Below are 23,275 nucleotides of genomic sequence, written 5' to 3'. Positions count from 1 at the left end.
GCGGCACCGCTGAACGTGAGGGTGCGCGTCTGGGTGGTCCACCGGGTCATGCATGCCTCGCGTCAGCGGGTCGGGAAAAAGGGGAAAGCGGTTTGGACAACCATTGCGTCCGCGCATCGCCGGTAACTTCCGGCGTACGCGGCTGGATAACCCACGACATTGGCTGTCCCTCGGAAAGTTATGGTTCTAAGTCTTACCGGGCCTCGGTATTACGGAATCCTACAAAATATCCAGAGATGCACTCCATGCTCGCAGTGTCGGCGTGCCTATGCATTATCAAATCGGCTCAAGCCGGTGTACAGCTAAAAACAGTCACAGATTCGTAAAACAAAATCCAGATAGGTATTACGCATAGCCACGCAACGGCTTGATTGACGCAGGACAAATCCCGACAGACAGTGAGGTATGGCAAGGCGTGAAAAAAAGCCCCCGCGAGGCGGGTGAAAGCAGCGACCGCCGGGGAAGGCAGACGCTGCAGAGAGTTGGAAAGGCAGTGCAGACACTGTAGCTGTACGCGCGGCAGAGAAGGAGGGACGATAGGACGACTCCGGGAAAAAGGAACAAGTGACTTGCAAACAGAAAGGGGCGATCGTAGCCGCCCCTCGGGTTCATGCAGTGCATGACACGCGCACAGCTGCCGGTGATAGGGCCGCGGAAATCACACCCTATGATTTGCCTGTGTCGTACCACCGCACGCCCTGTTCGTCGCGATCCATCTGCGCGAGCCTTCAGAAGCCGGGGGTCCACCCGCTTGTTGCGTGCCATTGTGGAGTGCGAGTGATTCAGGCAACGGTCGACAAGCGACTCGTCAATACCGCAGGCCTGCATCAACGTTGCACCCGTCCGACGCAGGTCATGCCAGCTCCACGGACCACCGTAGAGCACCAGCGGGAGCGCGGTCATTTCTGCGTACTGGAACTTCCCCGTCCACTTCTTCCCATGGCTTTGCCGCGAGCCGATTTCACACTTCAAGATCGCGGTCGTCAATGGCTTGTCGCCATGTTTCGTGTGCGGGAGCATGTACGCCGTGTGACCGGTCAGCTTACGCAGCAGCCGCAGCGCGAATGCAGACAAGTGGATGGTGAATGCGTTGCGGTTCTTCGACTGAGAGGCTGGTTTAAACCACGTGGCTTTTTCAAAGTTGATGTGCGCCCGCCATTGTGCTGTGCAGATTTCGTTGATACGCACGAGTGTTGCCAGCGTGATCCAGACGGCCAATTCATGTTCGCGCGGAATCGCGCCTGGCGATATTCCCACGGCGAGGCCCCGGCATGGAGTTCCACGTGCTGCGGATGACCTGAAAGCGGTTACGCAGTTCAACGATCTCGTCATCTTCGAGAACGCGATCACACCAGTCCTGGTATCCCGCAGGCAACATGCGCTTGACGTCCACCTCCTCAACGGGGTTCATTCCAAAAACAGCCTCCACGGCTTGCGTCTGGCCGCCCACACGAACATCGCGTTCGCGTACACGCGCAGCGATAAGCTAGTCGAAATTTTCCCTGTGTCGATAAGTCTGCGAACTGGATGGCAAATATTGCCTGACGTGATATCAATAACCCGCGTATTGCCTGATCCGGCAACAGATGCAGTTCAATGAGACGGCGAACCCAATGTGCCCCCTCGGTGTGTTGTCCACCATCGCCTCGGGACGCCACGCTTCGAACATGGCCTTCACCGTCAGTTGTGACTGCGCATGCTCGCGATCCCGTTCGAGCAGTTCCGGCTGCTGCTGTACAACCCGTGCCTTCTCGACTTTCAACTTTTCCGCGACCAGCTTGCGCTGGCCTGCCGGATTGCCGCCGCGCTCCACACGCAGCTTCGTTTCATCGACTTTCAGCCGGATCGCGGCAAGCGCCACGCGGGGCCACGCGCCAAGCGGCATTTTCCGGAACTCCCCCTCGAAGTGGTACCGATAGCGGAAATGGACGCTAATCCCTTTCGCACCGGCATGCGCCCGACCGGACAGGCCGGTGCCGTCGTTCACGACGCGGCCGTGATCGGCGACATTGAGTTTAAGGAGCGACCCTTCGCTGATTGATTGCGACCGATTTTCCCCACCAAACACCTGCGGTGTCACGATGATACGGACAACCGGAGGCCGTGCGCCAACAACCAAGCTGTTAGATCTAAACGGAACAGATGTTGCGCACCTTGTGCGTCGCGGGAAGAATTTATCCACAGAATCTGTTCGCAAATCTGTGCATAACCATTCGGCAAAAACTGCAACCCGTTGATGCGATTGCCATTTCCACCGCAACGCCGAAGTTGGTCAGCACGCGTGTCTGGCGCGCGTCATTCGCGCACCGTGCCGCACGCCGCGTCGTCGGCAACGTGTGCGTGACGGGCCTCTTCACGCCATTGCTGACGCGAGCGAACCATTCTGCGCACCGCGAGCCGCGCCATCTTGACCCAGCCCGAAGGCCGCGGGTCGGCCAGCATGCTCAGCGCCCGCGCGTAGTCGAGCGTGAGGCCGGGTGTCCATGCCATCGTCGCGGCGCGCTTGCGCACTTGCGCGGCGACCCACAGTTCCGGCGTGGAGATCACGCGCAGAAACGGCTGCCAGCCGCCGAGATTGCCCCACACGCGCGACGAGGCGCCTTCGATCGCCGCTTCCAATGCGCGCGAGACACTACTGGAACAGTTGCGATGCGTGAGGTTGTAGGTCGTGTCCTGTCGATAGGTGTCCCAGAAGCGGGCGAGGCGTACCGGATCGTAGTTGCGGATGCGCACCTGAACCGTCGACGGACACCACGCCTTCGATTCGGTCGGGTAATCGGGCTGAAATAGCCCCGGCACGTCGTTCTCACGCGTGGCACGCAGAAGCCGCGCGAAATCGTCCGGCGACCGATCGATCTCGACGCCCGGATACAGGCTGATATAGACGCCCTCGGGCGATTCAAGCGCGGCATGGCCGGTCGATATCACGCCGTTGCGATCCACCGCCGCGATATAGCGGTCCACGATCAATTGCCGGCGCGCTTCGCCCCTGGCAGAGCCGACCGGCGTCCATACGTGCACGGTCAACGCGGCTTCGTCGGCGGCGGGCGGCCCGTCCCACTCGTGCGCAATCACACGGCTCGCGGCCAGCGCGCTCGCGGCGGCAATGCCGGCCTCCGCCGCGGAATCGCCCGCGGCAACAGCGGGGTTCGACGCGAGCCGCCGCACCCGCGCGCTCAGCAGGATCATGTTCCATCCGCCAAAGATCAGGCCGAGTCCGACACAGTACGGCACCGTGCCAACGTAGTGCGTCGGATAGGGTTGATAGAAGAAAATCGCCAGCGCGATTTCGACGGCGCCGCCGATCATCGCAAGCCGCCACGTGCGAAAGCGGACCACTTTCGCCGCGACGATCTGCAGGAGGCCATCGGCGAAAAAGAGCGTGCCGAAGATCATCGACAGAATGAAATTGCCGTGCTCGTGGCCGATCAGAATCAGCGCCGCCGCGGTGGTGAACGCAAGGCCCTTCACATAGCGCAGCGTGCGTTGCCCGCCCATGCCGGTCCAGGCGACGGCCAGCGTGGCAAGGCCTTCGAGCAGCAGCAACGAGACGAACGGGGTGATGGGAAAATAGAGCGCGCTATCGAGCGCGTCGATGAAGACGAAGACACCGAGCAGAAAACTGATGCAACCGACGATCCGCAACGATCGCCAGCGCGTGCGCAGATAATCGACGCCCAACAGAATCATGACCAGACGAACCATTGCAAGTCCTCCGTGACAGATGCGTTCTGCTGAGCGCCATCTTAACCAGTTTCGCGCTGCGGGCGCGCGAGGCTCCGGCATGATCCGCGAAGAGGCAAAGCATATTTGCCACGCCTCGCTCGCGCCAGACCGATCGGCCATGAAAAAGGCCGGCGCGGAGTGACTTCAACGCGCCGGCCTGCAACGAACCTTAAAACCAGAAGCTGCTTACGCCGCCTTGGCTTGCGGCATGGCTTCACCACCCTGCTCGCCACCCAATGCATCGAGCAGATCGCTCAGCATGCGGTCGAGTTCAGCCGTCATCAGCGTGACGTCGGAGTCGAAGCGTTCGTCGTCGTTTTGCGCGGTGGGATCGCTCGCTTCCTTCAGCACGTCGAGCGGCGCGATACGCTTGATCGTCAGCGAAGGCGTCAGCACGAACGACACGCGATCGTTCCACGTCATGGCGAGCCGCATGCATTGCTTGCCGGCTTCGATATGACGGCGCATATCTTCGGCATCCAAAGTATGTCCGACATAGCGCACGGTCGCGTTGCCTTCGGTGGGCGAGCGCAATTCGGTGTCCTGGTCGAGCGTGAAGCCGGCGGGGCCTTCGCCCGAGAGCAGCCATTCGGTCATGGCCGCGACCGGCGAGTGCGTGACGCGCACGGTGCCGAGCGGCAATTGATCGATCGACTTGACCAGCAGGCCGCGCACTTCATCGGCGACCGCTTGCGAAGCGGCGTCGATCACGAGCCAGCCGTTCTTGCAATCGATCCACACGCGCGTGTCGCGGCGAATGCTGAAAGCGCGCGGCAACAGTTCGTCGGTGACCTGTTCCTTGAGTTCGCGCATCTGCTTGCGGCCGGGTTTGAAGCCCTGCTGATCTTCGAGTTCGAGCGCGCGTTCCTTGGTCACCTGCGTGACGACCGAGGCCGGCAGCAGTTTCTTTTCGGCGCGAAACACCAGCAACATCTGGCCGTTGAGCGCATACACCAGCGAGTCGTTATCGCGCGGCGACGCCCAGCCATGGCTTTGCATCTCGACGCTGTTGCCTGGCGCGAACGCGTGCGGCGCGAGCCACTTTTGCATCTGTTCCGGGGTGACGGACCACGGAGCGGGAAGACGGTGAAGCTGAAGGTTTTTGAACCACATGGGCAGTGTCGGTACGGGCAAAGCGCACCATTCTATCTGACGATAGACGTCGCGCGGGCAGCTGGAAGGACTCTGTTACTTCGTCGCTAGGGCGTTCACGGCGCGGTGGGCATTTTCAAATAAAAGCCGAAAATCCTTTAAGCAACAGACCGATTATCAAATGCGGGTCTGCGCTGGAGAATGCGCTTCATCCCCTTCAACTCTTTGTCTGGAGCGCGCCATGTCCACCTCTTCTCTCTCCCGGATCACCCGTCATATGCTGGTCGCCGCAAGCTTCGCCGGCGCCTTGAGCGCCCACGCAGCAAACGACGCCGACCTGCCCGTACCGCACCACGTCGCTGTCGCGTCGAACTCGGCGCAGAGCGCCGAAGTCGTGCTGACCGCCCGCCGCTACGCCGCCTTCTGGAACACCGGCGACGAGGCCTACGCGAAGCTCGCACTGTCGCCCGCCTTCATCGACCGCACCTTGCCGGATGGACGCCCGCAAGGTCCTGACGGTCCGCTGCAGGCATCGAAGGGTTTTCGCGCGGCGGTGCCGGACCTGCACGCGGAAATCGACGACCTCGTGGTAGCCGGCGATCGCGCCTCGGTTCATCTGCATTTCCATGGCCATTTCACCGGGCAGTTCCAGGACCTGAAAGGCAGCGGCCAGACCGTCGACTTCCAGGCCTTCGATCTGTATCGCGTGAAAGACGGCCGCATCGTCGAAAACTGGCACCTCGAAGACAACCTGACGCTGCTCAAGCAACTCGGCGCCATCAAGCCGTAGTGGTTTAGCCGTAGCCGTTTTGAGCGCGCTTCACGTTGAAATCGCCTAGACTTTTTGACAAGCGCGTGACTAGACGGAGGCGGCCATGGCCGATCAAACCGCAGCCTGGCAGATGGTGGAATACGAGGGATTCGAGATTCACGTAGCGCCGTTTCTGAAAAACCCACCGAGCGAAGGGCACCCGCCGACCGCGGCGAATCAGCGCTACACGTATATCGGCTACGTTTGTCATCCGGGCGCGGACCCGGCCATTCCCGGCCATGCGGTGCCGTTTCACCCCGACGGCGAAGAGAGCTTCGCGGGCGAGGACGAAGCCGTCTACGAAGCCGTGCACGTGGGCCGCAGCATCGTGGAAGGCACGCATCCGGACTTGACGGTATTGCCGCTGGTGACCGGCGGCGTATGAATCCGGGGCTTGCGCTTCAGCGAGGCTCCAGCACGCCCGACGGCGAGCCCTGCTTCGCCAGCAGACGCAACGCCAGTTCCAGCATCCGCTGATTGGCGCGCGGAGGCGTGAAGGTCTCCACTTTTTGCAGCGCGGCCTGGGCGACGCTGCGGCGCAGTTCGGTGTCCGTAAGCAGGCGTTCCATGGCGAGCGCCATGGCGTCCACGTCGCCGATCGGCACCAGCAGGCCGGCCTTGCCACCTTCCAGCATATCTCGCGGGCCGGTCGGGCAATCCGTCGACAGCACCGGCGTGCCGAGCGCCATCGCCTCGCCGAGCACCACAGCGCAACCCTCGTAGCGGCTGCTCAGGACGAGCATTTCCGCCTGCCGGATATAGGGCAGCGGATTCGCACAGAAGCCGAGAAACTGCACCGATGCACCGATCCCCAGTTGGTCGGCGAGTTGCTCGAGCTCGCCCCGGTCGCGCCCGTCGCCGATCAGGACGAGCGCCGCCTCGCAGCGGCCGCGCTCGCGCAACTGGGCGTAGGCTCGCAACAAGGTCTTGTGGTCCTTCTGACCTTCGTCCAGACGCGCCACGGAAACGATGAACGACTCAGCCGGACGTTTGATCTCCGCGCGCGCCGCGGAGCGCAGCGCGTCGACGTCGATCACATTCGGCAACTCGACGATGTCCATGTCCACGCCGGTTGTCGAAAAGAGCTCCCGCGCCTCGTGCAGCATGGCGGGGATCAGCACGGTGATCGCCGAGTAACGCGCGTAATGCCGCACACGCCGGGCGATGTATCGCGCGCTCTTGCTGCCGAGCCGTGCCGCGAGGCTGAAATGGTTCACGCCGAACCAGGGCACATTGCAACTGCCCGCCATATGGCGCAGCGAAAAATCGAAATCGCAGACCAGATCGTGTTGCCTGACGAGATGCCGCATACGCAACGCCAGCAGCGGCCGGATCGCGCCGTAGGTCAACAGCTTGTGCAATAACTTCTCGCCGGTGCCCAGCTTGCGCACGCGCGCCGCCTGATGCAGCGCATACATCCATTTCGACGAAGCGAGTACGTGAACGGGAACGTCTTCGGGAATCGACTGTGCGCGCCAGAATGTCAGATCGTCGGTCGGATACGCTACCGAAAGGCTCGGCGCGAACTGGCGCCGGTCGAGCGTCTTCAGCCAGGAAAGCAACGCGGTCTCGGTGCCGCCTTTGCCGAAATCGTTGATATGAAACAGGATGCGCAGCGGAGTGCGGTCGGCTTCGACAGAGGGGGGGTGCACGTTCGTCATCTCGGTTATTCGCCCAGCTCGGCCGTTGGCGCTTCGCGCCGCTGTTCACTGCGTGCCGCCGTGGATTGCCCACGTGCAGTCCCGCTCGACGCCGCGCCCGGCGCGCGCGCCTGTTCCGCGCAACCTAGCAGCAGGCCTGCAAAAGCCCAGAATGCGAGCATGGTGGTCTGCCACATGAAATCATCCGTCGAATTTTTCGCGATCATGCCGGCCACCAGCGCGACGCCCGCGGCGCACAGCCAGGGCTTGACTCGCCGCAAGCGCCAGAAACGCAGGACGAGGCACAGCAGCAGCACGGTCTGCAGCACCACGCCGACGAATCCCGTCTGCAACCACGTGTTGATGAACAGATTGTGCGCATGCGTCAGTGCTTGCGGTTCGACCGCCAGCAAACTGGCCGGCATTTCGCTGCGATAGACGATACCGGGCAGCGGCTTGCCGAAGCCCACGCCGACCCACGCGTGGCGCTCGGCCTCGCGGATATAGAACGCCCAGAGCTTCGGACGCGTGTCGGCGGATACCGTGTCACCGATCGCGGACAGCGAACCCGGCACGTACACCTGATGACCTTCGATCGCCAGATCATGCGGCTGCTGCACCGCGGGAGGCAGCGCGGCCGAGCGCAGACGCGAACTCAGCTCGAGCGTGCCGACGCCGGCCGCGCCCACTACGACGACGACCAGCAACGCCAGCGGCAGGCGCCGCCGGTACAGCGGGAACAGCGCGACCAGCAGCGTCGCCGCGGCCGCAGGCCAGAAGAACCGGTTGAGCGTTGCGAGGCCAATGAAGAGACACAGCACGATGCCGCTCGCGCCGATCACGCGCCAGCGCGGCCGCAGCAAGAAACCCGCGAACAGCGCCATGGAAAATACCGCGAGCGTGCTGGTGTGGCCGACGCGGTTATAGAAATGCATGGGGAAAGTATTGGCGGTGGGCGGCTGCAAATGCCCCCAGTTGAGCGCGCTGATCACGGCGACCGCCAGGCAGGCGATCCAGTTGACGGCCACCACGGGCTCGGGCCGCCGCAGTTGCGTGCCGAATAGCCAGAAGCCCCAGAACGACACCAGCGGATAGAGCACTTCGTCGCACCACGCGTGCAGACTGATCATCGGATACATGGACCACGCGACCGAGGCGAGGCTCCAGCCGGCCCAGCCCGCGATGGGCAGCGCCAGCGGCCAGCGCCACAGCGAGGGCCGCTCCGGCGACCGGGCCGCCGCCGCCACGCCGAGCGCCATCAGGGCGAGCGCATTGAAGACGATCGCCGTCATGTGGCCGAACATCACCACGAACAGAATGACCGGACAGGCAACCCAGAACACGCGCTCCACTCGCGCAGCCGTGTGAGTCATTACACTTTCACCAGAACATTTTGCAATGCGTTGTATACCGACTCGACCGACAGCCGGCCCATACAGTCGGCATGGTCGCCGCGCCACGCGACGCAGGTCGTCTCGTTGCGATCACAGCGTCGCACCCATGCTACCTCCCGGCGGAAAATAAAAGGCTGATCGCGGCACGGCATATCGGCGATCGTAATCGGCACGAAGGGCACCTCGCGCCAATAGCGGCCCGCGCCGTGAATCAGCGCGTTGCCCGGCCCGAACAGCGCGAGGGTGGGCACCCCAATCAGACGCCCCAGATGCGCGACGCCGGTATCGGGACAAACCACGGCTTGCGCGCCGGCAAACAGATGCCATAACTCGCCGAGACCGAGCCGCGCGGCCAGATTCGGATGATGCGGGTCCGGGTCGATCGCGCGAATCAGTTCCGCTTCACCCGGGCCGCCGGTCCATACCGGCAGATAGCCGAGTGCTTCAACGCGTTGCGCAAGCTCGCGCCAGCGCGCGTTGGGCCAGCGTTTGACGCTCGTGCTCGCGCCCGGATGCAGCACGACGTAAGGCTTTGTTAGCAGCGACGGCTCGGGCAGCGCCGCGTGTTGCGGCGCGCTCCAGTCGGCTGGGCGATAAGCGCGCGGCGGCGGCCCGTCAATCAGTTCCGTGGCGAGGTCGGCCCAGGCCGCCGCCGTGTCGGGATACGGCAGGCTGCGGTTGAGCGGCCAGTTTTTCCAGGCCGGGCGGTCGCCCGCGTGCCCGATGATCCAGCGGCAGCCCGCGCCCAACGCGAGCCAACTGTGACGGTTGTCGCCGAGCACCATGCCGAGGTCGTAAGGTCCGGAAAGCAGAACGTTGCGCACGGACTTGAAATCACGCGGATCGAACGGCAAGGCCGTGACGTCGAAAGGCCGGCCGGCATACAACGGCACGATCGCCTTTGGACAGGCAAGGACGATCTGCGCCTGAGGGTATTGTTCGCGCAGTTTGGCGAGCAACGGCGTGAGCAGCAGCGTGTCGCCCAGCAATAGATGATGCGCAATCAGGATACGACGCGGGTGCCGTGGCTCGCGGCGCAATGGCTTGATCAGCAGTCGCGGAATGGCCCGCGCAAAAATACGAAGACGCCCGGCAAGCCGACTCATAGGCTCATCGGCGCGTGGGTTCCCGCCGCGATCTTGCTGTACGCCGATACCCGGCGTGAGGTCGCGTTCGCCATGCACAATCTCCAGCGGTATTCTTTCCGAAGGCCTCCAGTGCAGCGGCGACGGCCCCGTCACGGCGGGCTGGCGCGGCTCGGACGCGGCGCCTCTCGCCCGCCGCCTGTCCAGGCCGGCATGGAAGCTCGATGAAATAAAAGGGGTGTTCGGCTCGAATTGAGTTCGAGCGTTGATAGCACAAAATTATAACATGTGGCCCTGCCGCCGAACGACGCAAAACCGCGCCAGCAGGGCCGCCCGCGCCTTACGCGGCAACGCTGCGGCGTGTCCTAACGCGCGGCGTCGATCTGCCGCGCCAGCGTCAGCAGCGCGCTTGCGTGAGCGGCCACGCTTGCGTCGTAAAGCACCGCATCGCGGGCAAGCTCGGACGGCGCGCGACGCGTGCCGTCGCGATGCGCGCGCACCGCCCGCTCAAGGGTGGCACGCAGGTCGGCGAGGTCGTGCGGCGCGAAAACGAACTTCGCGTGCGGTGCGATCGCATCGCAGCAGCCGATGCTCGACGGAAAAATAACCGGCGTGCCGCACATCACCGATTCGATGCCGACCAGGCCGAACGGCTCGTACGTCGATGCGAGGATCGTGAAGTCCGCGGCCTGGTAGCACTCGGCGAGCTCTTTCACATAGCCGATGTAGCGCAGCCGTTCGGACGTGCGCGCAGGCGGCCGCCCGGCCACGGCCACCACCACGGGCAGCGACGTGTCACTGAGCGCGGCTTCGATGAGCGGCAAGCCCTTGCGCTCATGGCTGCTTGACGGAAACAGCAGGACGATTTCGTGGTCGGCGAAACCATATTTATGGCGCAACGCGGCGCGTGTGACGGCGTTGGTGGGCGCGAAGCGAGTGGCATCGACGGGCGGATACAGCACGCGGATCTTCGCTTCGTCGACGCCGTATAGTTCGCGCAGTTCGTCGTGCATCAACTGTGAATGCGCCACCACGACTTTCGAGCGCGCGTACTGGCGGCGCTCCAGCGCGATCTGCCAATCGTCCGAGCGCTTCCGCTCGCGGTCCGTGGCCCGTAAGAAGCCGAGATGCGTGCCGCCGCAAATCGCCATCTCCGATGAATCGACGCGGTTGCAGCCGATCAGCACATCGACCTGCGCCGCGCGCCGCGCCGCGCGCAAGCGCCACGAAAACCAGCGATCGCGCAGCTTGCCCGGCAGGAACGAGACGTTGATACGGTGCGGCTCGACCAGTTTGAATTCGGGCAGCGACGCGTCGAAACGGCGCGCGAAGAAAGCCGGCTCCACGCCGAGCGCGGCGAAGCCACGCACCAGATCCATGGCGTAGCGCTCGAGCCCGCCGCTGTGCCGCAGGGCGTTACTGGAGAGTCCAAGTTTCTTCATTCAGACAGCGCGCGCCTGCGCCTCGTCAAATATTAAAGAGGGAAATCATGCGCGGTCCGGGTTGGCGGACCGCGTGAATGGAAACCCGAATGGCGGATCGACGTGCCGTGCGCTTCAGGCCGCGGTCTGCTGGAACTGGATGCGGTGCAGATGCGCGTACAGCCCGTCTTGCGCCAGCAGTTCCCGATGGCTCCCGCTCTCGACGATCCGCCCCGCTTCCATGACCAGGATCCGGCTGGCGCGCTCGATGGTCGACAGGCGGTGCGCGATGACGAGTGTCGTGCGGCCCTTCATCAAGGTTTCCAGCGCGGCCTGCACGTGGCGCTCGGACTCGGAATCCAGCGCCGAGGTGGCCTCGTCGAGGATCAGGATCGGCGCGTCCTTGTAGATCGCGCGCGCAATCGCCAGACGCTGCCGCTGGCCGCCCGAGAGCATCAAGCCGTTGTCGCCGACCAGTGTGTCGATGCCTTTCGGCATGGCCTCGACGGTGTCCCACAGGTTGGCCGCGCGCAGCGCAGCCTTGACCTTGGCGGGATCGGCGGTCTGGCCGTAGGCGACGTTATTGGCGACCGTGTCGTTGAACAGCACCACGTCCTGGCTCACCATCGCGATCTGGCTGCGCAGCGCGTGCAGATCGTATTCGGGGATCGCCACGCCGTCGACCAGAATCTGGCCGGCCGTCGGATCGAAAAAGCGCGGCAGCAGATTCACCAGCGTGGTCTTGCCGCTGCCCGACGGGCCCGCGAGCGCGACCATTTCGCCCGGTGCCACCTTGAACGACACCTGGTCGAGCGTGTGGCGGTTGTGCGTGGCGTTGGCGCTGTAGTTGAACGAGACGCCGCGGAATTCCACTTCGCCGCGCGCGCGTTCGAGCGGCTTGCCGCCGCCTGCCGGCTCGGACGGCTCGTCGATCAGACCGAAGATCAGTTCGCACGCCGTCATGCCGCGTTGCAGCGGCTGGTTCACGTCCATCAGGTGCTTGAGCGGCGAGATGATCAGCAGCATCGACGTGACGAAGGCGACGAAGCCGCCGACCGTGGTCTGATCCGACGACGACTGCACCACCGCGATCGTAATCACGACGGCGAGCGCGATCGACGCGAGGAACTGCGTCAACGGCTGCGCGAGGCCGCCGGACACGGTCATGCGCATGGCGTAGCCGCGCAGACGCTTGCTCATCGACTCGAAGCGGTCCATCTCGTACTGCTCGCCGTTGTGCACCTTGACGACCTTGTAGCCGCCCACGGATTCTTCGACGATGTACGAAAGCTCATTGGTCAGCAGTTGATGCTCGCGGTTCAGACGGCGCAAGCGGCGGTTGATTTTGCCGACCAGCCAGCCGATGGCCGGCAGCAGCACCGCGACGATCAGCGTCAGACGCCAGTTCAGATAGAACAGATAGCCGAGCAGGAAGACCACAGTGAGCGAATCGCGCACCAGCGTGACCAGCACGCTCAGCAGCACGTTGAGAATCTGGTTCACCTCGAAGACGATCGCATTGATGACCGTACTCGCGGTTTCGCGCTGGAAGAACGCGACGCTCGTGTGAATCATGCGGCTGAACATCTTCAGGCGCAGGTCGAGCAGGATCTTGTTCGTCACGTAGGCGAGCAGATACCCGGACGCGTATTGCGACAAGCTGCGCACCAGCGCGAGGCCGATCACGGCGGCCGGCACGAACCACTTGGTCTTGTCGTTGGCGTGCGCGCCGAAGCCCTTGTCCAGCAGAGGCTTGAGCAAGGCCGGGATCGCCGCGTCGGTGGCGGCGCTCACTGCCATTGCGACGATTGCGCCGAGGAGAACCCAGATCAGCGGCTGGATATACGGCCAGAGCCGTTTAAAGACGACGGCGGCCGACGACGCCTCGCCTGCACCGATGGGTTTGCTTAACGTTGGCTTCGCGCTCAAGGAATCCTCTGAGAAGGCGGAACGGCTGCCGCGCGGCGGACGGAATGCCGGCCGGGCGGAATATCGAAAAGGAGCATTGTAAACGCTTGGGAGTGAGCGTCGGCGGTTAGAAACCGGCTGTGTATACTCCCGGTGCGACTCGTTTCACGCGGCTTGCCTGCGCGCCTCGCTCCGTCACTCCGCCCTCACGCTACTCACGTATGCAAGAAACCACCCTCGGCGTCGCCATCATCACTAAAAACGCGGCGGCGCGGCTGGCGGAATGCCTGCAAGCCGTGTCTTTCGCCGATCAGATCGTCGTGATCGACGGCGGCAGCACCGACGGCACCGCCGAGATCGCCCGCACGCACGGCGCTCGCGTAATCGAACAGACCGATTGGCCGGGCTTCGGCCCGCAAAAGAATCGCGCGGTCGACGCGCTCGGCACGAGCTGGATTCTGTCGATCGACGCCGATGAAATCGTCTCGCCGGAACTGGCGTCGGCGATTCGCGCGGTGCTGGTGGCCCCCACCGCCGATGTCTACGCGGTAGACCGTTTGTCGAGCTTTTGCGGCCACTGGATTCATCACAGCGGCTGGTATCCGGACTGGATTCCGCGCCTCTTCAAACGCGGCGCCGCGCGATTCTCCGACGACCTCGTGCACGAGCGGCTGGTGTTCGACACGCCGGCGCAGCGGCTCACCGGCAAGCTGATGCATTACTCCTACGAGGACTTCGAAGGCGTGTTGCGCAAGCTCGACGCGTATTCGACAGCAGGCGCCCAGCAACGTCATGCGGCAGGTCAGCGCGGCAGCTTCGGCAAGGCGCTTGGGCGCGGCGCGTGGGCATTCGTGCGGACTTACTTGTTGCGGCGCGGTTTTCTGGACGGCCGCGCCGGTTTCATGATCGCGATGTTCAATGCGGAGACGGTGTACTACCGGTTTTTGAAGCTGGCACGGCTGGGCGAGAAGGCGCGGCGATAGGTCGTGGAACGCAAGCCGCGCCGGCCTCCTGACCGATCAATAGACGATCTCGATCGAACTTCCCGCGAACTCACCGCGCAACGCCGCGAGCAGTTCGTCGGTCGGCTTCACGCGCCATGCGTCGCCCAGACGCATTTCGCCTTCCGCATTCTGGCTGCGATAGACCACCTGCACGGCTAGCCCGTTCGGGATCTGTACCGCCTGACGCTGGCCACCTCCGCCATAGCCGCCGCCATTACGGCCGCCGCCATTTCCACCATTTCCGCCTCGCGATGAAGCCGTCGGCGCCGCGACTGCTTGCGGTTCGTCCTTACCCGCGCTGTGCGCTTCGAGCACGCGACGCAACGCCAGCGCGTCCGCATTGCCGTTCATCTGCACCTTGACCGCTTCCGCGTAACGGCAGCGCGCACGGCCGAGGTCCATGACCGTGTCGACGGTGAAGCGGATGCCGCCCGTGAACGCGTCGTTACGCGCCTGCCCCTGCACGACCAGCAGTTCGTCTTCCTTGAACAGCTGCTTGTGCGCTTCGAACGTCTCGTTGAACACCGTGACTTCGCACTGGCCGGTGCCGTCGTCGAGCAGCGCGATCAGCATCTTGCCGCGCTGGGTCATCTGCGTGCGCAGCGATGCGATCACACCCGCGACCAGCTTGTCGCGCCCTTCCTTCAGTTCGCCGATCTTCTGACGCACGAAGCGGCGCACTTCGTTCTTGTAGGCGTCAAACAGATGGCCCGACAGGTAGAAGCCCAGCGCGGCCTTCTCTTCCTGCAGCTTTTTCTTTTCCGGCCACTCCGGTTCGTCGACCAGTTCATGTCCTTGCGAGGGTGCGTCGCCCATGTCGAACAGACCCGCCTGCAATGCGTTGGCGCTCGCCTGCTCGGCGGCTTCCATGGCGAGTGAGACCGAAGCGATCAGTTGCGCGCGATTCGCATGCAAGGTGTCGAACGCGCCGGCGCGGATCAAAGCTTCGATCGTGCGGCGATTGACGATGCGGCGATCGACCCGGTTGCAAAAATCGAAAATGTCGATGAACGGACCTTCTTCGCGCGCGCGCAGGATTTCCTCGATCGCGTTCTGGCCGCTGCCCTTGATGGCACCGAGGCCGTAGCGGATCGTTTTGGAACGCTTGCCGTCAGGCTCGGCAACCGGTTCGAAGCGGTACGCGGACAAATTCACGTCGGGCGGCAGCACCGCCATCTTGTTCGTGAGACAGTCTTCGAACAGGATCTTGACCTTGTCCGTGTCGTCCATGGCGAGCGACATATTCGCCGCCATGAATTCCGCCGGATGGTGCGCCTTCAGCCACGCGGTGTAGTACGCGAGCAGCGCATACGCCGCCGCGTGCGACTTGTTGAAGCCATAGCCCGCGAACTTCTCCATCAAGTCGAAGATTTCGTCCGCTTTTTCCGCGGTCAGACCGTTCTTCGCAGCGCCCTGGCGGAACAGCTCGCGATGCTCGGCCATTTCCTCGGCCTTCTTCTTACCCATCGCGCGACGCAGCAAGTCGGCGCCGCCCAGCGAATAGCCGCCGATGATCTGCGCCATCTGCATGACCTGCTCCTGGTAGACCATGATGCCGTAGGTCTCTTTCAGAACAGATTCGACACGCGGATCCGGATACTCGACCACTTCGCGGCCGTGCTTACGCGCGCAGAAGCTCGGGATCAGGTCCATCGGGCCCGGACGATACAGCGCGACCAGCGCGATGATGTCCTCGAAGCGGTCAGGCTGCGCGTCTTTGAGCATGCCTTGCATGCCGCGGCTTTCCAGCTGGAACACGGCGACCGTATTCGCTTTCTTCAGGATCGAGAACGACGCCGGGTCGTCGAGCGGCACCTGCCCGAGCGACCAGTCCTGCTTGGACGGATCGAGACGGCGGATATAGCGCTCGGCCCAATCCAGAATCGTCAGCGTGGTCAGACCCAAAAAGTCGAACTTCACGAGGCCGACGGCTTCGACGTCGTCCTTGTCGTACTGGCTCACGACGCCGCTTTCATCGCCCTGCGTATACAGCGGGCAGAAATCGGTCAGCTTGCCGGGCGCGATCAGCACGCCGCCCGCGTGCATGCCGACGTTACGCGTCAGCCCTTCCACGCGCTGCGCGAGTTCGAGCAGCTGATGCACTTCGTCTTCGTTGTCGAAGCGCTCCTGCAGGAGCGGCTCTTCCTTCATCGCGTCGGCGATGGTGACGTGCTTGCCCGGTTTGAACGGAATCAGCTTGGCGATGCCGTCCGTGAACATGTAGCCAAGGTCGAGCACCCGGCCGATGTCGCGCACCGCCGCCTTCGCCGCCATCGTGCCGAAGGTGGCGATCTGCGACACCGCGTCCGCACCGTACTTTTCCTTCACGTACTGGATCACGCGATCGCGGCCGTGCTGGCAGAAGTCGATGTCGAAGTCGGGCATGGACACCCGCTCCGGATTCAGGAAACGTTCGAACAGCAGGTTGTAGCGCAGCGGATCGAGGTCGGTCACGCCGAGCGCGTACGCGACCAGCGAACCCGCGCCCGAACCGCGGCCCGGACCGACCGGCACACCGTTGTTCTTCGCCCAGTTGATGAAGTCCGCCACGATCAGGAAGTAGCCGGGAAAGCCCATCTTGATGATCGTGCCGCACTCGAATTCGAGGCGCGCGTAATACGTTTCGCGTTGCGCTTCGCGCTCGGCCGCGTCTGGATATAACTGCTCGAGACGCTTTTCGAGGCCCTCCTTCGACAACTGCACGAGGTAGTCGTCGAGCGACATGCCGTCGGGCGTGGGGAACAGCGGCAGCTTGGGCTTGCCGAGTTCGAGCGTGAGGTTGCAACGCTTGGCGATTTCGACCGAGTTGGCGAGCGCCGACGGAATGTCCGCGAACAGCGCCGCCATCTCTTCCTGAGTGCGGAAGTACTGCTCTGACGTAAAGCGCTTCGAGCGGCGCGGATTCGCCAGAATGTCGCCTTCGGAAATGCACACGCGCGCTTCGTGCGCGGTGAAGTCGTCCGGCGTCATGAACTGCATGGGATGCGTGGCGACCACCGGCAATTTCAGCGACGCCGCGAGCGCGACCGCCTGCTGCACGTACTGCTCGCCGCCCGGCTGGCCGCTGCGCTGCAACTCGATATAGAAGCCGCCTGGGAACACCTTCGCCCAGTGCAACGCGTTGCGTTTGGCCGCTTCCTCGTTACCCGCCGCAAGCGCGAGGCCGACGTCGCCCTGCTGCGCGCCTGATAGTGCGAGCAAGCCCTCGCCGAGACCGGATTCGAGCCAGCCGGCTTCGACCTCCGCGCGACCGCGATACTGATTGGTGAGCGACGCCTTGCTGAGCAGTTCGCACAGATTCAGATAGCCGCGCCGGTCTTTGACGAGCAGCAACAAACGGGAAGGCTTGTCGCGGTCGTCCGGATTGGTGATCCAGACGTCGCAGCCGGCAATGGGTTTGACCCCTTTGCCGCGGGCTTCCTTGTAAAAACGGACGAGGCCGAATGCGTTGCCGAGATCGGTGAGGGCGAGCGCGCCCTGACCGTCTTTGGCCGCGGCCTTGACGATGTCGTCAAGACGCACGATGCCGTCGGCAATCGAGAATTCGGAGTGAACGCGGAGATGGACGAAGCGGGGATCTGACATGGGCGACATTGTAACGCCACCCGTCCGGACTTTTCAGGCCGAAACAACGCGTTGGCCGATCGGCTTAGGACACCATTGCGCAAGCCGCGCGCACAGCCGCTTCTACGTTGGCCGAGCACGCGAGCGGACGCTCGTGCAGAGCAAATCGACAGCAAGTTGACGAACGATTTGCGCTACCGCAACCCGTTGATCATTCGGCCGAGTCAGGGAAAGCGCCGGGTTGAGGGATAATACCGGTTTCGCTCTATTCGACGTGACCGCGCCGTATGGCGTTTGAAGGCGGGCAGCCCAATGCGCCCCCGTTTTCCGCGAGGCCGTCACTTCTTACTGCTGGACACTCATGAGTATCGTCAATCTCTCTTCGTATCATTTCGCGACTATCGAAGACACCGTCGCATGGCGCCCGTTCGTCACGGAGCGTTGCAACGCGCTTGGCCTGAAGGGCACCATTCTGCTCGCGCCGGAAGGCATCAATCTGTTCGTCGCCGGCACGCGCGAAAACACCGATGCCTTCATCCACTACATCCGCCACGACCCGCTGTTCGAAGGCAAGTTCGTGAATCTGCAGTTCAAGGAAAGTCTGTCGGACAAGCAGCCGTTCACCCGCATGCTGGTCAAGCTCAAGCGCGAGATCATCACGATGAAAAAGCCGGCCATTCGTCCGGAGCTCGGCCGCGCGCCGTTCGTCGACGCGCCTACGCTCAAACATTGGCTGGACCGCGGGCACGACGACCAGGGCCGTCCGGTCGTGATGCTCGACACGCGCAACGCGTTCGAAGTCGACGTCGGCACGTTCGACAATGCGCTCGACTACCGCATTACGAAATTCAGCGAGTTTCCCGAGGTGATCGAGCAAAATCGCGCCGACCTGGAAGGCAAGACGGTGGTGTCGTTCTGCACGGGCGGGATTCGCTGCGAGAAGGCCGCGATCCACATGAAGGAAGTCGGCATCGAGAACGTGTACCAGCTCGAAGGCGGCATTCTGAAGTATTTCGAGGAAGTGGGCGGCGCGCATTATCACGGCGACTGCTTCGTATTCGACTACCGCACCGCGCTCAATCCGCAACTCGAGCCGAGCAAGACCACGCAATGCTTCGGCTGCCGCGCGGTGGTCCCGCCAGAAGCGCAAGAATCGCCGCTGTACGTAGCCGGCAAGACGTGTCCGGAATGCCATCCGGACAGCAAGGCGGCGCGCGCCGCGTGATGGTGGCGGCGCACCACGCCACCGCCCGGCCATGACCTATCGCGGACGTTTCGCGCCCTCGCCCACCGGGCCATTGCATTTCGGTTCGCTGGTCAGCGCGCTAGCCAGCTGGCTGGATGCGCGTGCGCATCGCGGCGCATGGCTCGTTCGCGTTGAAGACATCGACGGCCCGCGCACCGTGCCGGGCGCCGCCGAAGACATCCTCGCCACGCTCGAACGCTTCGGCATGCACGCGGACGAACCGCCTGTCTGGCAAAGCACGCGGATGCCGCGCTATCAGGAAGCGCTGGAGCAATTGAAAGCGAACGGCGTGATTTATCCATGCGGCTGCACGCGCAGGGAAATCGCCGACTCGCTGCTCGACGCACACACGCGCAATACGACCCTCGCCTATCCGGGCACCTGTCGCGACGGCCTGCACGGCAAACCGGCGCGCGCATGGCGCCTGCGCGTGCCCGACGGCAACGCGGCGATCATCACGTTCGAAGACCGCTGGCAAGGCAAACAGACGCAGAATCTGGCCACCGAGGTCGGCGACTTCGTGCTGAAGCGCGCGGACGACCAGTGGGCGTATCAACTGGCGGTGGTCGTCGACGACGCGGACGCGGGTATCACGCACATCGTGCGCGGCGCGGATTTGATGGATTCAACGGCACGACAGATCTATTTGCAGCGCTGCCTGGGTGTGCCGACACCTGAATATCTGCATGTGCCCGTCGTCACGAATGATACGGGCGAAAAACTCAGCAAGCAGAACGGAGCCACAGCACTAGATAGCGAGAAGCCGCTCGAAGCACTGAGCGCGGCGGCACGGCACCTCGGGCTCGATCTGGAAAACGCTGCGGCCCATACGACGCTAGACGGCTTTTACGCTGCCGCCACGGCGGCATGGGCAAAACGGATGGGGTTGCCAGCAGCGTGAACGCGATTCGCGTTTGAAAATGATCTCGCCGGGCGCGGCGCGCATTGCGCAGACTGGTTGCGGCAACCGGCGCGGTGTGTGGTACGTGGTGCGGTAACGTGCGGCGCGAGGTTTCGAAGCGCCCCAACAAATCTTGCCGCGCTTCAAGCGGCGCCCCGCTTGCGGCCAAGCCCGGTTCCTTGAGATAAACCGAGCCGCGCCAGCGAACTACAAATCAGGTAGACGAAGACGACTTCCGCGGCATCCCAAACCCGCCCAGCAGCGCTGCCAGCGGTTGCTTGGACGCCGGCTTTTGCGGCGCGGCCGAAGCAGCAGCTTCCTCGATCTTGCGAACCGAAGAAGGCGACGGCTCATAAGGCTTCAGGAAGAAATCATCCACGGGCTGCGCGCGATGATGATGCGGCCGGTCGTACGAACCCGACGACGCCCCAGTGCGACGACGGCTGCCACGATCCTCACGGCCCTCGCTGCTGCGCTCGCGACGCGGCGCGCGTTCTTCATGATGATGCCGCACCGGCGCTTCCACCGTCAGGCGCTGCACGTCCAGCGGACGCTTGATCAGCTTTTCGATATCGGCCAGCTGCTTGCGCTCGTTCGGGCTGCACAGCGACAACGCATCGCCCGAAGCACCCGCGCGGCCGGTGCGGCCGATCCGGTGCACGTAGTCTTCCGCGTTGAACGGCAGGTCGAAGTTGATCACCGCTGGCAGTTCGGCGATGTCCAGGCCGCGCGCGGCGACGTCCGTTGCCACCAGCGCTTCGATCTCGCCGCGCTTGAACGCGTCGAGCGCCTGCATCCGCTCATTCTGCGTGCGGTCGCCGTGAATCGCGGTCGCGACCACGCCGTCGCGCTCGAGGCTGCGCGCCAGACGGCTCGCGCCGATCTTGCTGTTGCAGAACACGATCACCTGCTTGAGGCCGCGTCCGCGAATCAGTTGCACCACGGCGCCGGTCTTGTCGCCCTCGGCGACTTCGTACACGACCTGCGTCACGTTGGTCGCGGTCGAGTTGCTGCGCGCGACTTCGATGGTCTGCGGGTTGCGCAGGTACGTGGCGGCCAGCTTCTTGATTTCGCCCGAGAACGTGGCCGAAAACAACAGCGTCTGACGCTCTTTCGGCAGCAGGTTCAGGATGCGCTGCAGATCCGGCAGGAAGCCCATGTCGAGCATCCGGTCAGCTTCGTCGAGCACGAGAATCTGCACCTGGCCGAGATTGGCCGTTTTCTGTTGCACGTGATCGAGCAGACGGCCCGGCGTGGCGATCAGAATCTCGACGCCGCGGCGCAGTTGCTCGGATTGCGGATTCATATCCACACCGCCGAACACCACTGCGCTGCGCAGCGCGGTGTGTTTCGCATACGCCTGCACGTTCGCGGCAACCTGGTCAGCCAGTTCGCGGGTCGGCGTGAGGATCAGCGCGCGCACCGGATGGCGCGCAGGCGAAGCGCTCGTGCTGGCCTGCGGCAGCAAACGCTGGATGATCGGCAGGGAGAAGCTCGCGGTCTTGCCGGTGCCGGTTTGCGCGGCGCCCATCATGTCACGGCCGGCCAGCACGACAGGGATCGCCTGCTCCTGGATCGGCGTGGGGACGGTGTAGCCCGACTCTTTGACGGCTTTGAGGATGTCGGGCGCGAGGCCGAATTGATCAAAAGTCGCAGTACTGGGCGTGACGGCTGTGTCGGACATGGTGGCTTTCGCTAAAAATGCGCTTCGCGCGTGCGCGCGGCAGCGGCCGGAACCGCAGAGGGCATTGTGATGAAGGCGGAGCCACGGCGTTCCGCACGGGACCCGTTGGTACTGTCGGTACGGCGGGAAAAATTGCGGCCGGCTCCGGCCGGCGGAAACACCCGCCGGAAAGGCCGGTATTGTAGCACTTCAGCAAAAACACTCATGGCGCATGTGCCGGCTTTCTGCTTACGTCCGCGAAAGGCGGGTGCCGGCAGGCGGCGCGCCCGCCGGCAAATCGCGGCAAAGCACCGGCGCGCCTCGCTCGCAGCGTAGTTCGTGGAGACGACAGTTGCGTGACAGCGCGTCTCACCACGTCTCGCGCATCACCATCAGCCGCAGTTCGGTCATATCCTCGATCGCGTAGCGCACGCCTTCGCGCCCCAGCCCCGAATCCTTCACGCCGCCATACGGCATGTTGTCGACCCGGAACGACGGCACGTCGTTGATCACCACGCCGCCCACGTCGAGTTCGTCCCAAGCGCGATGCGCGTGCGCGAGCGAATCCGTAAACACGCCCGCTTGCAGGCCAAAGTCGCTGTCGTTGACGGTTGCGAGCGCCGCGCCGAAATCGTCGAAGCGCTCCAGAATCGCCACCGGGCCGAAGGCTTCCTTGCGATACAGATCCGTGTCGCGCTTCACGCCTTCGAGCAGCGTAGCCTCGAACATCGCGCCGTCCACCTTGCCGCCCGCGACGATTTTCGCGCCCGCCTGCACCGCGCTGTCCATCCAGCCGGCAAGGCGTTTGGACTCGGATTCGGAGATCATCGGCCCGACAAAGGTCTTTTCGTCTTTCGGATCGCCCATCACCAGCGACTTCGTCTTCGCGATCAGCTTCTCGCGCAGCGCATCGTAGATTTTCGTGTGAACCAGAATCCGCTGCACGCCGATACAGCTCTGCCCCGATTGATAGAACGCGCCGAACGCGAGCCGGTCGACCACGTAGTCGAGCTTCTCGCCCTGATCGCCGTCGACGATCGCGGCCGCGCTGCCACCCAACTCCAGGATCACCTTCTTCTTGCCGGCTTTCTTTTTGAGGTCCCAGCCCACCGCGGGCGAGCCGGTGAAGGACAGCAATTTGAAGCGCTCGTCGGTGGTGAAGAGATCCGCGCCGTCGCGATGCGCGGGCAGAATCGAGAATGCGCCTTTCGGCAGGTCGGTCTCCGCCAGAATCTCGCCCATGATGAGCGCGCCGACCGGCGTGCGGCTCGCCGGCTTCAACACGAACGGCACGCCCGCCGCGATAGCCGGCGCGACTTTGTGCGCGGTCAGGTTCAGCGGGAAATTGAACGGCGAGATAAACGAACACGGGCCGATCGGCACACGCTTCACATAGCCGTGATAGCCCTTGGCGCGCGGCGAGATCTCCAGATTGACGATCTCGCCGTCGATGCGCACCGATTCCTCCGCCGCCACCTTGAACGTGTCGATCAGGCGCGTGACCTCGCCTTTCGAGTCGTTGATCGGCTTGCCGGCTTCGATGCACAGCGCCAGCGCTAGCTCGTCATAGCGCTCGCGAAAACGCTTCACGCAATGTTCGAGCACCGCCTGGCGCTTGAACGGGGGAAAGGCGCGCAAAGCGGGCATGGCGTCGACGGCATGGCCGATCGCTTTGTCGATCGCGGCGGCGTCGGCCATCGCGACGCGGGTGGCGACTTCGCCGCTGAATTTATCGGTGACTTCGAGATCGGTGTTGGCGGCCACCGCAACGTTCGCCAGGTAGTACGGGTAAGTCTTCTGCAACATGACGCGTCTCCTTG

At 63.6% G+C, this 23,275-nt stretch carries 18 protein-coding genes; 5 read left to right on the top strand and 13 right to left on the bottom strand.

Annotated elements, in window-relative coordinates:
• Nucleotides 1-345: 345 nt before the first annotated feature.
• The 5 genes from ACFSNN_RS17165 to ACFSNN_RS17145 all read right to left on the bottom strand — a co-directional run bounded on the left by ACFSNN_RS17165 (nucleotide 346) and on the right by ACFSNN_RS17145 (nucleotide 4,839).
• Nucleotides 346-1,218 carry a tyrosine-type recombinase/integrase gene (locus tag ACFSNN_RS17165; RefSeq protein WP_166799239.1) on the bottom strand — a complete coding sequence of 291 codons (873 nt, stop codon included), beginning with the start codon at nucleotides 1,216-1,218 and terminating at the stop codon, nucleotides 346-348.
• Nucleotide 1,219: 1 nt separating this feature from the next.
• Nucleotides 1,220-1,411, bottom strand: coding sequence for a hypothetical protein (locus ACFSNN_RS17160; RefSeq protein WP_166799240.1), 192 nt, complete (start codon nucleotides 1,409-1,411; stop codon nucleotides 1,220-1,222).
• A gap of 141 nt (nucleotides 1,412-1,552) precedes the next feature.
• Nucleotides 1,553-2,080 (bottom strand): Arm DNA-binding domain-containing protein, encoded by a 528-nt coding sequence (locus tag ACFSNN_RS17155; RefSeq protein ID WP_134456720.1) that lies wholly within the window; start codon nucleotides 2,078-2,080, stop codon nucleotides 1,553-1,555.
• 215 nt (nucleotides 2,081-2,295) lie between these two features.
• Nucleotides 2,296-3,705 (bottom strand): HdeD family acid-resistance protein, encoded by a 1,410-nt coding sequence (locus ACFSNN_RS17150; protein ID WP_134456721.1) that lies wholly within the window; start codon nucleotides 3,703-3,705, stop codon nucleotides 2,296-2,298.
• A gap of 207 nt (nucleotides 3,706-3,912) precedes the next feature.
• Entirely contained in the window at nucleotides 3,913-4,839 is a 927-nt protein-coding gene (locus tag ACFSNN_RS17145) for a recombination-associated protein RdgC (RefSeq protein WP_134456722.1), read from the bottom strand.
• Nucleotides 4,840-5,059: 220 nt separating this feature from the next.
• Between ACFSNN_RS17145 and ACFSNN_RS17140 the strand changes: the two genes are divergently transcribed.
• Nucleotides 5,060-5,608: an ester cyclase gene (locus tag ACFSNN_RS17140; RefSeq protein ID WP_134456723.1), complete on the top strand. Its 549-nt coding sequence runs from the start codon at nucleotides 5,060-5,062 to the stop codon at nucleotides 5,606-5,608.
• 85 nt (nucleotides 5,609-5,693) lie between these two features.
• Nucleotides 5,694-6,014 (top strand): hypothetical protein, encoded by a 321-nt coding sequence (locus tag ACFSNN_RS17135; RefSeq protein ID WP_134456724.1) that lies wholly within the window; start codon nucleotides 5,694-5,696, stop codon nucleotides 6,012-6,014.
• Nucleotides 6,015-6,030: 16 nt separating this feature from the next.
• Here the strand turns inward: ACFSNN_RS17135 and ACFSNN_RS17130 are convergent, their stop codons facing one another.
• The 5 genes from ACFSNN_RS17130 to msbA form a co-directional block, all read right to left on the bottom strand.
• Nucleotides 6,031-7,290: a glycosyltransferase gene (locus ACFSNN_RS17130; protein ID WP_134456725.1), complete on the bottom strand. Its 1,260-nt coding sequence runs from the start codon at nucleotides 7,288-7,290 to the stop codon at nucleotides 6,031-6,033.
• Nucleotides 7,291-7,295: 5 nt separating this feature from the next.
• Nucleotides 7,296-8,642, bottom strand: coding sequence for an O-antigen ligase family protein (locus ACFSNN_RS17125; RefSeq protein ID WP_134456726.1), 1,347 nt, complete (start codon nucleotides 8,640-8,642; stop codon nucleotides 7,296-7,298).
• Nucleotides 8,642-9,769: a glycosyltransferase family 9 protein gene (locus ACFSNN_RS17120; RefSeq protein WP_134456727.1), complete on the bottom strand. Its 1,128-nt coding sequence runs from the start codon at nucleotides 9,767-9,769 to the stop codon at nucleotides 8,642-8,644. The genes ACFSNN_RS17125 and ACFSNN_RS17120 overlap by 1 nt, the downstream gene beginning before the upstream one ends.
• A gap of 344 nt (nucleotides 9,770-10,113) precedes the next feature.
• The gene (locus ACFSNN_RS17115) at nucleotides 10,114-11,190 is read right to left on the bottom strand and encodes a glycosyltransferase family 4 protein (RefSeq protein WP_134456728.1); all 1,077 of its coding nucleotides are present in this window, start codon (nucleotides 11,188-11,190) and stop codon (nucleotides 10,114-10,116) included.
• A 114-nt stretch (nucleotides 11,191-11,304) separates the two neighbouring features.
• Nucleotides 11,305-13,098, bottom strand: coding sequence for a lipid A export permease/ATP-binding protein MsbA (msbA, locus tag ACFSNN_RS17110; RefSeq protein WP_134456729.1), 1,794 nt, complete (start codon nucleotides 13,096-13,098; stop codon nucleotides 11,305-11,307).
• A 200-nt stretch (nucleotides 13,099-13,298) separates the two neighbouring features.
• Here msbA and ACFSNN_RS17105 point away from each other — a divergent pair, with 200 nt between their 5' ends.
• Nucleotides 13,299-14,060: a glycosyltransferase family 2 protein gene (locus tag ACFSNN_RS17105; RefSeq protein ID WP_134456730.1), complete on the top strand. Its 762-nt coding sequence runs from the start codon at nucleotides 13,299-13,301 to the stop codon at nucleotides 14,058-14,060.
• A gap of 36 nt (nucleotides 14,061-14,096) precedes the next feature.
• On the opposite strand, the gene dnaE is transcribed toward ACFSNN_RS17105, so the two are convergent.
• Entirely contained in the window at nucleotides 14,097-17,675 is a 3,579-nt protein-coding gene (gene dnaE, locus ACFSNN_RS17100) for a DNA polymerase III subunit alpha (protein ID WP_134456731.1), read from the bottom strand.
• A gap of 331 nt (nucleotides 17,676-18,006) precedes the next feature.
• On the opposite strand from dnaE, the gene ACFSNN_RS17095 reads away from it, so the two are divergent.
• Both ACFSNN_RS17095 and gluQRS read left to right on the top strand, forming a co-directional pair.
• Nucleotides 18,007-18,870 (top strand): sulfurtransferase, encoded by an 864-nt coding sequence (locus ACFSNN_RS17095; RefSeq protein ID WP_134456732.1) that lies wholly within the window; start codon nucleotides 18,007-18,009, stop codon nucleotides 18,868-18,870.
• Between the two features lie 31 nt (nucleotides 18,871-18,901).
• Nucleotides 18,902-19,792, top strand: a complete 891-nt coding sequence (gluQRS, locus tag ACFSNN_RS17090) for a tRNA glutamyl-Q(34) synthetase GluQRS (protein ID WP_134456733.1) — start codon at nucleotides 18,902-18,904, stop codon at nucleotides 19,790-19,792.
• 214 nt (nucleotides 19,793-20,006) lie between these two features.
• Here the strand turns inward: gluQRS and ACFSNN_RS17085 are convergent, their stop codons facing one another.
• Both ACFSNN_RS17085 and ACFSNN_RS17080 read right to left on the bottom strand, forming a co-directional pair.
• Complete coding sequence (locus tag ACFSNN_RS17085) at nucleotides 20,007-21,476, bottom strand: DEAD/DEAH box helicase (protein ID WP_134456734.1); 1,470 nt, start codon at nucleotides 21,474-21,476, stop codon at nucleotides 20,007-20,009.
• Nucleotides 21,477-21,824: 348 nt separating this feature from the next.
• Nucleotides 21,825-23,261 (bottom strand): aldehyde dehydrogenase family protein, encoded by a 1,437-nt coding sequence (locus ACFSNN_RS17080; protein WP_134456735.1) that lies wholly within the window; start codon nucleotides 23,259-23,261, stop codon nucleotides 21,825-21,827.
• Nucleotides 23,262-23,275 lie beyond the last annotated feature (14 nt).

The organism is Paraburkholderia dipogonis, assembly GCF_042680985.1.
In the GTDB taxonomy this organism is placed as follows: domain Bacteria; phylum Pseudomonadota; class Gammaproteobacteria; order Burkholderiales; family Burkholderiaceae; genus Paraburkholderia; species Paraburkholderia phytofirmans.
The sequence above is the reverse complement of the archived record's forward strand: the minus strand, read 5'-3'. Positions and strand labels throughout refer to the sequence as shown.